General features: G+C 30.2%; 13 protein-coding genes, 2 rRNA genes and 1 other annotated feature. All 15 genes read left to right on the top strand.

Annotated elements, in window-relative coordinates:
* Positions 1 to 100: ribosomal RNA gene (locus tag FYJ27_RS01635) — 23S ribosomal RNA — on the top strand; the annotation flags it as partial.
* Positions 101 to 243: 143 nt separating this feature from the next.
* Positions 244 to 360: ribosomal RNA gene (gene rrf / locus FYJ27_RS01630) — 5S ribosomal RNA — on the top strand.
* A 145-nt stretch (positions 361 to 505) separates the two neighbouring features.
* Complete coding sequence (locus FYJ27_RS01625) at positions 506 to 1,012, top strand: thioredoxin family protein (RefSeq protein ID WP_154482084.1); 507 nt, start codon at positions 506 to 508, stop codon at positions 1,010 to 1,012.
* A 213-nt stretch (positions 1,013 to 1,225) separates the two neighbouring features.
* Positions 1,226 to 3,472: a vitamin B12-dependent ribonucleotide reductase gene (locus tag FYJ27_RS01620; protein WP_154482081.1), complete on the top strand. Its 2,247-nt coding sequence runs from the start codon at positions 1,226 to 1,228 to the stop codon at positions 3,470 to 3,472.
* Positions 3,473 to 3,483: 11 nt separating this feature from the next.
* Positions 3,484 to 4,353, top strand: a complete 870-nt coding sequence (locus tag FYJ27_RS01615) for a radical SAM protein (protein WP_154482078.1) — start codon at positions 3,484 to 3,486, stop codon at positions 4,351 to 4,353.
* A 243-nt stretch (positions 4,354 to 4,596) separates the two neighbouring features.
* Positions 4,597 to 5,853: a uracil-xanthine permease family protein gene (locus FYJ27_RS01610; RefSeq protein ID WP_154482075.1), complete on the top strand. Its 1,257-nt coding sequence runs from the start codon at positions 4,597 to 4,599 to the stop codon at positions 5,851 to 5,853.
* Between the two features lie 136 nt (positions 5,854 to 5,989).
* Positions 5,990 to 7,213 (top strand): BaiN/RdsA family NAD(P)/FAD-dependent oxidoreductase, encoded by a 1,224-nt coding sequence (locus tag FYJ27_RS01605; protein WP_154482072.1) that lies wholly within the window; start codon positions 5,990 to 5,992, stop codon positions 7,211 to 7,213.
* Between the two features lie 11 nt (positions 7,214 to 7,224).
* Positions 7,225 to 8,037 (top strand): Cof-type HAD-IIB family hydrolase, encoded by an 813-nt coding sequence (locus tag FYJ27_RS01600; RefSeq protein ID WP_154482069.1) that lies wholly within the window; start codon positions 7,225 to 7,227, stop codon positions 8,035 to 8,037.
* Between the two features lie 132 nt (positions 8,038 to 8,169).
* A complete protein-coding gene (locus FYJ27_RS01595; RefSeq protein ID WP_154482066.1) occupies positions 8,170 to 9,138 on the top strand; it encodes a sugar-binding transcriptional regulator in 969 nt (322 codons plus the stop codon).
* Between the two features lie 11 nt (positions 9,139 to 9,149).
* The gene (locus tag FYJ27_RS01590; RefSeq protein ID WP_154482063.1) at positions 9,150 to 9,518 is read left to right on the top strand and encodes a transcriptional regulator GutM; all 369 of its coding nucleotides are present in this window, start codon (positions 9,150 to 9,152) and stop codon (positions 9,516 to 9,518) included.
* A gap of 51 nt (positions 9,519 to 9,569) precedes the next feature.
* Positions 9,570 to 10,091 carry a PTS glucitol/sorbitol transporter subunit IIC gene (gene srlA / locus FYJ27_RS01585; protein WP_154482060.1) on the top strand — a complete coding sequence of 174 codons (522 nt, stop codon included), beginning with the start codon at positions 9,570 to 9,572 and terminating at the stop codon, positions 10,089 to 10,091.
* A 41-nt stretch (positions 10,092 to 10,132) separates the two neighbouring features.
* The gene (gene srlE / locus FYJ27_RS01580) at positions 10,133 to 11,110 is read left to right on the top strand and encodes a PTS glucitol/sorbitol transporter subunit IIB (RefSeq protein ID WP_154482057.1); all 978 of its coding nucleotides are present in this window, start codon (positions 10,133 to 10,135) and stop codon (positions 11,108 to 11,110) included.
* 33 nt (positions 11,111 to 11,143) lie between these two features.
* Complete coding sequence (locus FYJ27_RS01575) at positions 11,144 to 11,497, top strand: PTS glucitol/sorbitol transporter subunit IIA (protein ID WP_154482054.1); 354 nt, start codon at positions 11,144 to 11,146, stop codon at positions 11,495 to 11,497.
* A 46-nt stretch (positions 11,498 to 11,543) separates the two neighbouring features.
* Positions 11,544 to 12,839 (top strand): NAD(P)H-dependent oxidoreductase, encoded by a 1,296-nt coding sequence (locus FYJ27_RS01570; protein ID WP_154482051.1) that lies wholly within the window; start codon positions 11,544 to 11,546, stop codon positions 12,837 to 12,839.
* Positions 12,840 to 12,963: 124 nt separating this feature from the next.
* On the top strand, positions 12,964 to 13,953 hold the full coding sequence (locus FYJ27_RS01565) for a lipoate--protein ligase (protein ID WP_154482048.1): 990 nt from the start codon (positions 12,964 to 12,966) through the stop codon (positions 13,951 to 13,953).
* Positions 13,954 to 14,014: 61 nt separating this feature from the next.
* Positions 14,015 to 14,234: a binding site (T-box leader), on the top strand.
* The last annotated feature ends 62 nt before the right edge of the window (positions 14,235 to 14,296 follow it).

The raw sequence follows: 14,296 nt of genomic DNA, 5'->3' as shown, positions 1-14,296 counted from the left end.
AGAGTAAGACTCCAAGTAGACTACTTGGTTGATAGGTCCCAGGTGTAAGAGTAGCAATATTCTTAGCTAAGGGATACTAATAAGTCGAGGGCTTGACCAATTATCTTACTGTGTATACAATTTTCAAAAACAAAAATTTAAAAAAATTATAAATTACAAGTTATAAATTGAAAAACAAAAGTATCAAGAAAGTAATTCATTTAAAATTTATAATTGAAAATTTTAAATTGCCGAAAGGCTCTATCTGGTGACTATAGCAGGAGGGTCACACCTGTTCCCATACCGAACACAGCAGTTAAGCCTCCTAACGCCTATGGTACTTGAGTGGTAACGCTCTGGGAGAGTAGGAAGTTGCCAGATCCAAATACATAGAATGAAAGCTCTATCTCGTAGGTCGAGGTAGGGCTTTTTTAGTGTAATCTTGTATTGTTAATGTATATATATTATAATTTAATCAATCTATTAATAATATATATTGATGGTTATATAAAGGGGGATTGAAACTATGGATAGTAAAAAAATGTTTCATAGTGGCATTTCTTTTCAAGATTTCGTAAATATGGATGAGGATTCTTATAAAGAAAAAACATTAGAAGTTTTTAATAGTATAGATTTTAGTGATGAATTTGTTGAAAGAATTAAATCTATAGATAAAAATATAAAAATTTTAATATGTGCAGAAATTTGGTGTCCAGATTGTATGATAAATGTACCTGTTGTAGAAAAAATGAAAAAGATGAATAACAAAATTGAAATTTCTATAGTTAACAGAGAAGGAAATGAAGATTTTTTTAAAAAGTTCAGTAAAGATGAGAAGGTAAAGATACCTACTTTTATATTTTATGATGAAGAATTTAATTTACTAGGTACTTTTATTGAAAGACCTAGAATTGTAAAAGAAGTTTATAGAACTGGTAATCAAACAAATATTATTGTTACGATGAGAAAATATAGAAAAGGTGAATATATTGAAGAAACTTTAAAAGATATATTAGATGTTTTGAAATACTAGGGTATAAAGAATATGGAGTTATTAAATATAAAAGATAGTATAAAAAGAACAGAGCAAGGAGAAATAAAAAGAAAAAACCACTAAAACAGTAAAACATAAATCCTTTTAAAGCAGATTACTTATAGGATGTTTTGACATTTAAAAAGCCAGGTGATACAATAGGTTGTGCTATTAAGAAATCAACACACTAAATATAGACTTGAGGGGGATTTTATGGAACTTACAAATAATGCACTAACGGTGCTTGAGAGACGATACTTAGCTAAAGATGAAAATGGGAATGTGATAGAAAAACCTAGTGAGATGTTTGAGAGAGTAGCAAATTATGTAGCGCAAGCAGATAAAATATATGATGAAAAAGCAGATATAAACAAGACATCTAAAATTTTTTATAATATAATGACTAATTTAGAATTTATACCTAATTCACCTACTTTAATGAATGCTGGAAGAGAACTAGGACAATTGTCAGCTTGTTTTGTTCTTCCTGTAGAAGATTCTATGGAGGGTATCTTTGATGCGATAAAGAATTCTGCTTTAATACATAAAAGTGGAGGCGGTACAGGATTTAGTTTTTCTAGACTAAGACCTAAAGGTTCTACTGTAAAATCTACAGGTGGAGTTGCGTCTGGACCAGTTAGCTTTATGAAAGTGTTTAATTCAGCCACAGAAGCTGTAAAACAGGGTGGCACTCGAAGAGGGGCTAATATGGGAATTTTAAGGATAGACCATCCAGATATTATGGAATTTATATCTTGTAAAGAAGATACTAATGAAATAACTAATTTTAATATAAGTGTAGGAATTACGGAAGATTTTATGGAAGCAGTAGAAAAAGGTAAGAATTATGATCTTATAGATCCACATACTAATAAAGTTACTGGAAGTTTAAATGCAAAAAAAGTATTTAAACATATTGTAGAAAAGGCTTGGAGTACTGGAGAACCTGGAATAGTATTTTTAGATAGGATTAATAAAACCAGTACTATTCGAAAAATAGGAGAAATAGAAAGTACCAATCCTTGTGGTGAACAGCCCTTATTGCCTTTTGAATCTTGCAATTTAGGTTCTATAAATCTTGCGAAAATGATAAAAAAAGGTCCAAAAGGGTATGAAGTAGATTATAATAGATTGCAAGAAGTAGTATATACTTCTGTACATTTTTTAGATAATGTAATAGATATGAATAAATATCCTCTAAAAGAGATAGATGAAATGACTAAAAAGACTAGAAAAATTGGGCTTGGAGTTATGGGGTTTGCAGATTTACTATTTTATTTAGAAATACCTTATAATTCACAAGAAGCTGTTGATTTAGCAGAAGAAATAATGGGTTTTATTGATAAAAAATCCAAAGAAAAATCTATTGAATTAGCAGAAAAAAGAGGTGTATTTCCAGCTTATGAATTTAGTAGTTTCAAGGAAAGTGGGACTGAAATAAGGAACTCTACAACTACTACTATAGCTCCTACTGGTACAATAAGTATTATTGCTGGAGCAAGCAGTGGAATTGAACCTTTATTTGCCATTTCATTTATGAGAAATGTAATGGATAATGATAGACTAGTGGAAGTTCATCCTTATTTTGAAAAGCTTGCTAAAGAGAGAGGTTTTTATTCAAAGGAATTAATGGAAAAAATAGCTGAGGAAGGTTCTATATCCAATTTAGAAGAAATACCAGAAGATATAAAGAAGATATTTGTAACTGCCCATGATATTTCACCTTTTTGGCATATAAAGATGCAAGCGGCTTTTCAAAATCATGTAGACAATGCTGTATCTAAAACAGTTAACTTTAGCAATGATGCTACTAAAGAAGAAGTGGAAGAAGTATATATGCTAGCTTATAAATTAGGTTGTAAAGGTGTTACAATATATAGAGATGGTAGTAGAGAAAATCAAGTATTAAGTACTGCAAAAAAAGGAGAAAATAAAGATAATGATTTCAAAGTAAAACCTAGAATGAGACCAGAAATGACTAGAGGTATAACTGAGAAAGTTAAAATAGGGTGTGGAAATCTTTATATAACGGTAAATTATGATGAAAATGGTATATGCGAAGTCTTTACAAACTTAGGAAGAGCAGGAGGTTGTCCAAGTCAAAGTGAAGCTACTAGTAGACTTATATCTATAGCACTTCGTTCAGGAATGGATGTAGAGGAAGTTGTAGAGCAGTTGAAAGGAATAAGATGTCATTCCACATTAAGACAAAAGGCAACTAACAACAATATAAAAGTTCTTTCTTGTCCAGATGCAATAGGAAAGGCAATAGAAAAAGCCATGAAAACTTGCGAATGTGTAGAAAATAAAAATATAAATTATTCTTCGAAAAATGAAGAGGATAGTATTAATAATAATACTAAAGATAATGCAGCAGTATGTCCAGAGTGCGGAAATAATATAGAACATGAAAGTGGATGTACTATATGTAGGAGCTGTGGTTATTCTAAATGTAATTAAGGAGAGATAATATGAGATATGAAGGTACAGTTTATAGACCACCAAGTGAAGCTTATAGCCTTATAGTTCAAGCTACTATAGGCTGTTCCCATAATAGATGTACTTTTTGTTCCATGTATAAGGACAAAAAATTTAGAATTAGACCCTTAGAAGAAATAATAAAAGATCTGATGATTGGAAGACAAAGTTATAAGAATATAAAAAGAATATTTATAGCTGATGGCGATGGTCTTATTATGAAAATGGATTATTTAAGAAAAATATTGAGAGCAATAAAGGAACTTTTTCCTGAATGCGAAAGGGTTGGAATATACGGTTCTCCTAGATCTATTTTAGGAAAAAGTAAAGATGAGTTATTAGAGTTAAAAGATTTAGGTTTAGGAATTATATACCTAGGCGTAGAATCTGGAAGTGATAAAATTTTAAATAAGATTAAAAAGGGTGTTACTTCAACTGAAATGATATTAGCAGGTGAAAGGGTGGTAGAAGTAGGAATTAAACTTTCTGTAACCCTTATATCAGGCATAGGAGGAAAGGAACTTTCACAAGAGCATGCTATTGAATCAGCCAGAGTTATGAATGAAATAAATCCTGATTATATAGGACTTCTTACACTTCTTGTAAATGAAGGTACAGAGCTTTATGATGAAGTCCAAAATGGAAAGTTTCACCTTTTAACTCCTGAAGAGGTGCTGATTGAGACTAGGCAGCTTGTTAATAGACTTGAAGTTGATAATTGTATATTTAGGAGTAATCATGCTTCTAATTATGTTGCATTGGGAGGAACTTTAAAAGAAGATAAGGATTTAATATTGGCTCAAATAGATGAAGGTTTAAAATTAGAAGGTTTAGAAGAAGGAGAAATATTTAGAAGGTTGTAAATTTATATTGCAAAATATAAAATTTAGTGGTATAATGGAAAAAATGAGAGGCACACGAATCTTTAATTCAGTCCTGTGAGACTGGCAAGATTGTGATAAACGGTTAGTTATGCAAAAAAACTTCTTGCTAGTTGCAAGAAGTTTTTTTATTACAATCAAATAGTGGAAGCCTTTTAAATCAGTCCTGTGAGGCTGAAAAAGGGAGATTTTAAAATCTCCTTTAATAAAAAAGGGGGTTTTTTTATGACTGAAAATGTGTTAAAAGAAAAAAATTGTACTAAAAGTAGTTTAAACATTAAAGAATCTTCAAAAAGAACTATTCTGGCTTTGCAACATTTAATTGCTATGTTTGGTGCAACAGTTCTTGTACCAATACTGACAGGATTAAATCCATCTATAGCTTTGTTCTCAGCAGGAATGGGAACATTAATATTTCATGCATGTACAAAAGGTAAGGTACCAGTGTTTTTAGGTTCATCCTTTGCATTTATTCCAGTTATGTTAACTGTTAAAGAAATGTATAACGGAGATTTATCTTATGCTCAGGGCGGGATGATGGTAGCAGGGCTTATATATGTATTATTATCTTTTATAGTGAAGAAAATTGGTGTAGATAAAATAAAAAAGTATTTACCATCACAAGTAGTAGGTCCTATGATAATAGTAATAGGTATGAATCTTATACCAACAGCTTTTGGTATGGCGTCTGAAAACTTTTTAATCGCAACAATTACTCTTGCAACGGCACTAATTATAAATTTTAAAGCCAAAGGTTTTTTAAAACAACTATCTATTTTAATAGGTGTAATAGTAGGATATTTAGTTGCCCTAAAAGTTGGAGTAGTAGATGTAACATTGATAAAAGAAAGCCCAATTATATCGGCACCACCTTTTAATCTTCCTAAATTTGATATAGGAGCTATAGCTATAATAGCACCAGTAGTACTGGCAGTATTTATGGAGCATATTGGGGATATAACTACTAACGGTCAAGTAGTAGGTAAAAATTTCATCGAGGATCCAGGATTAAACAGAACATTACTTGGTGATGGTTTAGCTACTATGGCTGCTTCTTTAATAGGGGGTCCTGCTAATACAACTTATGGAGAAAATACGGGAGTCCTTGCAATAACAAAAAATTATGATCCATCAATACTTAGACTATCAGCAGTATTTGCTATAATACTAGGTTTTGTATCTAAAATAGGAGCATTATTAAGTACAATACCAACATCAGTAATGGGTGGAATAAGTATCATGTTATTTAGTATGATATCCTTAATTGGGGTTAAGACTATAAAAAATGACGGAGTTAAATTTAATTTTAAAAATATATTGATTATGGTTACTATATTAGTACTTGGATTAGGAAGTGGAATAATAGAAAAAAGATTAGGTATAACTATAGGAATACCAATAACAGATACTGTTAAAATAACAGGATTAAGCTTTGCAGCTATTGTAGGTGTAGTATTAAATGGAGTATTAAATAGAAACTAAATTATAAAGTATTTTTAAAGCTGTATTGTTATATCGATATAACAATACAGCTTTTTATTTTACAAAATAAAAAATAATGTATAAAATAGGATAAGAAAACAAAAAATCATAAAAATAAAAGGAGTTATATATAGATATGAAAGTAATAGTTATTGGTGGTGGTGCTGCAGGAATGGTAGCAGCTATTTCTGCAAAGAGAAATGGTGCAGATGTAATTATATTAGAAAGAAATTCAAGGGTAGGTAAGAAAATACTGGTTACAGGAAACGGAAGGTGTAATTATACAAATAAATTTTTACAACTGGAAAATTATCATGGAAAGAATTCCAAATTTGTCTATAGTCCATTATCCCAATTTGGTGTAGAGGAAACTATATCTTTTTTTGAAACACTAGGTATTGCTCCAGCAGTTGAAGAAGGAGGAAAAGTTTTTCCTCTATCTTTTCAAGCTTCTAGTGTATTAGATGTTTTGAGATATGAGCTAGAAGATCTTGGAATAAGGATATTATGTGATGCATTTGTCAAAGATGTAAAAAAGAAAAGTGGAGAATTTTTAGTCCAATTAAGTGATGGAAGAAAAATAAATGGGGATAGGGTAATAATAGCTACAGGTGGGAAGGCTATGCCTTCTACAGGTTCAGATGGAAATGGATATGATTTAGCTAAGAAATTAGGGCATAGTATAGTAGAAGTGTTTCCAGGTCTTGTACAATTAAAATTAGAAGAGAATTTTTTAAAAAGTATTGCTGGAGTTAAGGTAGTAGGTACGGCATCTCTTATATATAAAAATAAAATCCTAAGAGAAGATAAAGGGGATATACTCTTTACTAATTACGGCATATCTGGACCTCCAATACTTCAAATAAGTAGGAAAGCTTTAGAGTTTTTAAATAATGGCAAAAAACCAATATTAAAAGTATCAATTATAGATAGTATGGACAAAGAAGAGTTAAAAAAACGTTTAAAAATACGATTTAATTATATGCCTAAAAAGAGTGCAGAAATTGGTCTTATAGGTCTTATAAATAAGAAGTTAATACCAGTAATATTAAGAGAAAGTAAAATTGATAAATCTAAAAAAGTAGCTAATCTATCCAATGAAGATATAGAAAATTTAGCTAATATACTAACTAATTGGAGATTTGAAATAAAGGGCAGTAAATCTTGGGATAATGCACAAGTAACAGCAGGAGGAATAAATACAAAGGATATAGATAGTAGTACAATGGAATCTAAACTAATTAAAGGACTTTATTTTGCAGGAGAGATAATAGATATAGATGGAGATTGTGGAGGGTTTAATCTACAATGGGCCTGGTCATCAGGCTATATTGCTGGTGAAAGTTCTGCTATAAAATAGGGAGGTAAAACATGTATAAAATATTAGCACTAGATTTAGATGGTACGCTTCTTAATGAGAAACATAAAATATCAGATAGGAATAAGGAAACCTTAACAAGGCTAAAGGAAAAAGGTGTTAAAATAATATTAGCTTCAGGAAGAGAACCTACATCTATTTTGCCTTACAGTAGAGAATTAGATTTAGAAGAGTTAGTAATAGGTTTTAATGGAGGAATAATATCAGATTCTACAGGAGAAAAAATAATATATGAAGAAAATATAGATGAGAAAATAGCAAAAGATTTGGTGAGAACTTGTGAAGAAAAAGATATTTTTAATATAATATTTGTAAGGAACAATTTATATGTTTCAGATAAAAATGATATAAGATTTAAGAAATTTAAAAAATATTCCACATCTAAAATTGAAGAAGTAGGTTCAATATACAAGTTTATTGAAGATAATGATTTATGGAATAGTATTGGGAAGATGTTACAATGTGGAGAAAACAAACCTCTTTCCATACTACAAAAAGAAATAGAGGATAAATATTCTGAAGAGTTATCTGCTCAATTTTCATTACCATACTTTTTAGAAGTATATAATTCTAAAGCAAGTAAGGGGAATGCACTAGATAAAATAGCTGAAAATTATAATTTAAGTAGGAAAGATGTAGTAGCAATTGGAGATGGAGAAAATGATTTATCTATGATCAAATATGCACAGGTAGGCATAGCTATGGAAAATGCATTAGATCAGGTAAAAATGCAATCTGATTTTATTACCCTTTCAAATAAAGAAGATGGCGTAAGTTATGCTATTGATAAATACTGGAGAGATTGAAAGATCTCTCTTTTTAAAATTTTAATGTAAATTTAGTTTAATATAAAATAACTTGACTAAAGAAAAAATTAAGAATAAAATATATGTGAAATTAATTTTAAAGTATGAAAAAAATTTCAAGGAAGGTTTGGCATGAACAAAAATACATATAGTATAAGATTAATGGTAAAATGTGCTCAAATGTATTATGAAGAAGAATTAAATCAAGGAGAAATAGCTGAAAAACTACAGATTTCAAAATCTTCAGTATCTAGAATATTGGCTTCGGCTAGAGAGAAAGAAATAGTTAAAATTATAGTACAAAATCCAATGAAAGATGAATATTTAAATTTAGAGAAGGCTTTAGAAGAGAAGTTTAAATTAAAAGAAGTAATAATTATAGACAGTATGTCTAATGATCCAGAAGAAATAAAGAAAGGACTTGGAAAGGCAACGGCAGAATATCTTCAAAGAGTTGTTAAAAATGGACAACTAATAGGAGTAACTTGGGGAACAACACTGTGCAAAATCAAAGATTATGTTAAAAATGATAAGAATAAAGATGTAACTTTTATACCATTAGTTGGGGGAATAGGAGAGTCAAATATTGATATACAGCCTAATAGTATAGCACTAGACCTGTCTAGGAAATTCAAGGGTCATTGTAAACTGTTGCACGCACCTTCTATAGTAGACGATCCATTTAGAAGAGATATGTTTATAAAAGATAAAAATATACAGAACTTTTTTCAAACTATGAAAAAGGCTGATATTTCAATAATGGGTATAGGATCTCCATTTATAAGTAGTTCTACTCTTATGGAAAGTGGATATATTACTGAAGAAGATGTAGAAGAACTAAGAAAGGGAGGAGCAGTAGGAGATATATCTTCTCTATTTATTGATGAATACGGAAATGGAGATTATTTTGAATTAAATAAAAGGATTATAGGAATTAGCCTAGACGATTTAAAAAAGATACCTTTAAAAATTGGAGTAGCTGGTCATATAACTAAGAAAAGAGCTATACTGGCAGCTATATTAGGGGGATATTTAGATATTCTTATTACTGATAGTGGAACAGCAAAGGAAATTCTTAATCTACAATATAGTATTAAATAGAGGGTGAGAAAATGGACAATCTCTTTAAAGTCATAACCTTTATATTTTTTATGTGGATGATTCAAGGAGTTTTAACTTACTTCCAAATAAAACATTTTAATAATGTATTACATGACATGAAAGATGAAGGTAAGGTTCTCTTAGGCCAGAAAAAAGGTAAATTAAGTTTTGGAAGTATTATAATTTTAGCTATAGATGAAAAAAATAAAATAGTAAATGCAAAAGAAATGAAAGGTATAACTGTATTTAGCAGATTTAAAATTAGAGATGAATTTATTAATAAACATATAGAAGAGTTAAAAGAAGATATTCCAAAGATTAAAGATAAAGTTACTAGAAAGGCTTTAGAATTAGCTCTCAGTAAAAATATATTATCATGATATTGAATAGTATAAGCCTTTAAATATGGACAATGTAGAGGAGGAAGCTTAATGGAGGTCTTAGCAAATTTAGCTGAAGGATTTATTGGATTATTTGAAGAAGGAGGAAAAACTTTTGTCGACTTAATGACAGGTATTCTTCCTACATTGATTGTACTTATTACTTTTGTTAATGCAATAGTGAAAATCGTAGGAGAAGAAAGGGTGCAGAAAGTAGCTGAAAAAGCTACTCAAAATGCTATTACTAGATATACAATACTTCCATTAATATCTGTGTTTTTTTTAACTAATCCTATGTGTTATACTTTTGGGAAGTTTTTAGATGAGAAGTATAAACCAGCTTTTTATGATGCAGCAGTATCTTTTGTTCACCCTATAACAGGACTTTTCCCTCATGCTAATCCGGCAGAATTGTTTGTGTATCTTGGAATAGCTGAAGGAATAAAAGAATTAGGATTGTCTTTAGGACAGCTAGCAGTAAGGTATTTTATAGTAGGTTTAATTGTTATCTTTATTAGAGGATTAGTTACAGAATTTATTACTATGAAGATGTTGAAAAAGAAACAAGGATAAATTTAGAATATAAAAAGTAAAGATTATATGGAGGAGAAAATATGGAATATACAGCTGTTAAAATAGAAAAAGGACCTGGTGGATGGGGTGGCCCTTTAATATTGAAACCAAAACCAGGTAAGGACAAAATATTGTCTGTTACTGGTGGTGGAATTAGTCCAGTTGCAAAAAAAATAGCTGAACTTACAGGGGCAACTATTGTAGACGCTTTTAAGACAGTAGTTCCAGATGATGAAATACTTGCAGCAGTTATAGATTGTGGAGGAACGGCAAGATGTGGAGTTTATCCAAAAAAGAAAATTTTAACAGTAAACTTAACTCCTGTAGGACAGTCTGGTCCTTTAGCAAAATTTATAACAGAAGAACTTTATGTTTCAGGAGTTACTGAAAAAAATATTATTGTATTGGATAAGCTCGAAGAGGAAGACGAAGAAACACATGTTAATATTTTAGAAGAAAAGACGAGATCTAAATCTGTTTCACGAGAAAAAGAAAATATAGTGGGAAAGATAGGAAAAGGAATTGGAAATATAGTATCGATTTTTTATTCAGCTGGTAGGGATTCTATAGATTCTGTAATAAAAAACATATTGCCTTTCATGGCCTTTGTATCTATGATAATTGGAATTATATTAAAAACTGGAATAGGGGATGCTATTGCTAAAATTATAGCACCTTATTCAGGAAGTATAGGTGGGTTAATAGTTATTTCTATTATTGCAGCCATACCTATATTGTCACCTTTACTTGGACCAGGAGCGGTTATAGCTCAAGTGGTTGGAGTTTTAATAGGTGTAGAAATTGGAAAAGGGAATATACCACCTCAATATGCGTTACCAGCACTATTTGCAATTAATCCACAGGTGGGATGTGATTTTATACCAGTAGGATTAAGCTTGGGAGAAGCAGAACCAGAAACTGTTGAAGTAGGTGTTCCTGCAATACTGTTTTCAAGACTCATTACAGGACCCATAGCAGTAATAATAGCTTACTTTTTTAGCTTTGGATTGTATAAATAAAATGTTTTTTCTTGAATAATTAGGAGGAAAGCTATGAAATTTTCAGGTAAAATAGTTAAGTTAGGAGATATGGTAGAAGAGTTTATTAAAGAAAGAATGATTATAATCTTTAATGAAGATGCCCCAGATGAATTAGCTGAAATCTCTGCAATTCACAATTCAAATATATTAAAAGAAGATGTAAAAGTAGGAGATACTGTATTGATTGGAAATTTAAAATATGAAGTAGTAGCTGTTGGAGATGGAGCTAATAAGACTTTGAAAGAGTTAGGACATTGTACATTTAAATTTAAAGATTCTAATATTGCGGATTTGCCAGGGGTTATAAATTTAAAAGGTGATGATTTAAAAGAATTACAAATAGGATATGAAATCTCCATATATTGAATCTAATAAGTAATAGATTACTATATACTAAACAGGAGGAATTTAGATGTTAGGACTTAATAAAAAATTATCCCAGTTAGATGAAGAAGGAAAGAAAATAAAAGTTGGATTAGTTGGAGCCGGTCAAATGGGAAAAGGAATGGTAAGCCAAATGTCACTTATGAAAGGTATGATTCCAGCACTAGTAGTGGACAATGATATGGAATCAGCTGTAGAAGCTTATACATTGGCTGGGATAAAAAGGGAAGATATTGTTACTGCTAGAAAATTAGAAGATGTTAATATAGCAATGGAAAGTGGTAAATATGTTGCAGCTGAAGATTCAGAGTTTGTTACTAAAGCAAATCTTATTGATGTAGTAGTAGATGCTACAGGGGTACCAGATGTTGGTGCAAAATTAGCTATGGATTCAATATTTAATAAGAAACATATTGTTATGTTAAACGTAGAAGCAGATGTGGTAGTTGGACCAATACTAAATAAGATGGCTCAAAATGCAGGAGTAGTATATACAGGTACTGCAGGAGATGAACCTGGAGCAGTAAAAGAAATATATGATTTTGCCGATGCAGCAGGTTTTGATGTTCTTGCTGTTGGAAAAGGAAAGAACAATCCTGTTGATTTAGAAGCTACTCCAGATAGTGTAAGAGAAAAAGCTTTGAAATCAGGAGTTAAGCCTAGAATGTTGGCATCCTTTGTAGATGGAACAAAGACCATGGTTGAAATGTCCTGTATGGCAAATGCTACTGGTTTTATTCCAGATATAAGAGGAGGTCATGCTCCATCAGCATCAGTAGATGAGTTACCTAAAATTTTTAGTTTAAAAAGTGAAGGCGGCATATTGAATAAGTATAAAATTGTAGATTACGTAAATGGAGTTGCTCCAGGAGTATTTGTAATAATTACAAGTAAATTACCACAAGTTCAACACGAAATGGAATATTTAAGTATGGGACCGGGACCAAACTATGTATTATATCGTCCATATCATTTAACTAGCTTAGAGACCCCACTTACAGTTGCTAGAGCTGCAATATATAATGAACCTACTATTATTCCTATGGATGGAAAACCTATAGCAGAGACTATTGCTATAGCTAAAAAGGATTTAAAATCGGGAGAAAAATTAGATGGAATAGGTGGTTTCACTGTATATGGCAGCATAGATACTTATGAAACAGCTAAAAAAGAAAATCTAGTTCCTATTGGATTAATAAACAAGAATACTGTAGTCAAAAAGGATATAAAAAAAGGTGAGCTTATAACCTATGATATGGTGAAACTAGATACTACAACTTTAATATATAAACTTAGAAAGTTACAAGAAGATATAATAGGATAAAAAATATTGATTATACATAAACTTAAACATTATAAATGAAGTCAATTTTAAATTGATTTCATTTTGCTTTTTTCTATAAATTAGATTATAATTTTGTTGATACGGAAAAAAGTGGGGGATGACAATGATTTATGTTAAAAGTGATTCTACTAAACCACAATTTAATTTGGCACTGGAGGAATACGTTTTTGAGTACTTAGATGAATTTGATAAGATCTTTATGTTGTGGCAAAATGAGCCTGCTATAATAGTGGGAAGACATCAGAATACTATTGAAGAAATAAACACTAAATATGTTAAAGAAAACAATATACATGTAGTTAGAAGGCTTTCTGGTGGTGGAGCTGTATATCATGATCTAGGGAACTTAAATTATACTATTATATCTAAATCTGAAGAAAATAACGGTTTCGATTTTAAGACTTTTTCTCAGCCAGTGATAGATGTATTAGCTGAATTAGGAATTAAAGCAGAATTTACAGGAAGAAACGATATAGTTATAGGTGAACAGAAGTTTTGTGGGAATGCCCAGTATATGAAAAAAGGTAAGGTTCTACATCATGGTGCTATATTGTTTGATACAGAATTAGATATTTTAGGCAAAGCTTTAAAAGTATCAAAGGATAAAATTCTATCAAAGGGCGTAAAATCTGTGAGAAGCAGAGTAACAAATATTAAGGATTATTTAAAAGAAGATATTACTGTTGAAGATTTTGAAAATCTTTTATTGAAGCGTATGTTTGGAGGAGAAAAGGAAATACTTCCATATAAACTATCTGAAAAGGATTTGCAAAAAGTTAATGAACTTGTAGAAAAACGATATGGAACTTGGGAATGGAACTATGGAAAATCTCCAGAGTTTAATATAAAGAAATCTAATAGATTTGAAAGTGGAAAAGTGGAAACTTTTATAGATGTAGACAGAGGAATTATTAAAGAGCTTAAATTTTATGGTGACTTTTTTGGTCATGGTGAATTAGAAGATATAGAAAATAAGTTTATAGGTATAAAATATAATGAAAAGAATATAAGACATGTTTTAAACGATACAGATATAAGTTATTATTTTTCAGGTATTTCAGTAGAACAGTTATTAAGTTGCATTATTGATTAATCAATTAACTTGACAAATAGAAGTATTATGATGTATTATTATTCAAAATGGAACTAAATATTTAAAAGCGAAGATGAGGAGAGTAATAAAAGAAACTAGTCTAAAGAGAAATAATCATTTTAGGTGAGAGATTATGGCTAAGTCTTTTGTGAAGATCACCTCTGAGCTTAGCATCTGAAATACTAGTAAGATGCTACGTACTATGCGTTAAATTTTTGAGTGATAAGTTATATATTTATAACTTATAAATTGGGTGGTACCGCGAAAATTTCGTCCCTAAGTTTTTAAAACTTAGGGATTTTTTATTTAACTATTGACATACAAAATTTTTTATAAAAATATA

It is taken from the genome of Anaerosalibacter bizertensis, from assembly GCF_009696605.1.
GTDB lineage: Bacteria > Bacillota > Clostridia > Tissierellales > Sporanaerobacteraceae > Anaerosalibacter > Anaerosalibacter bizertensis.
This window is presented reverse-complemented; position numbering and strand designations above follow the sequence as displayed.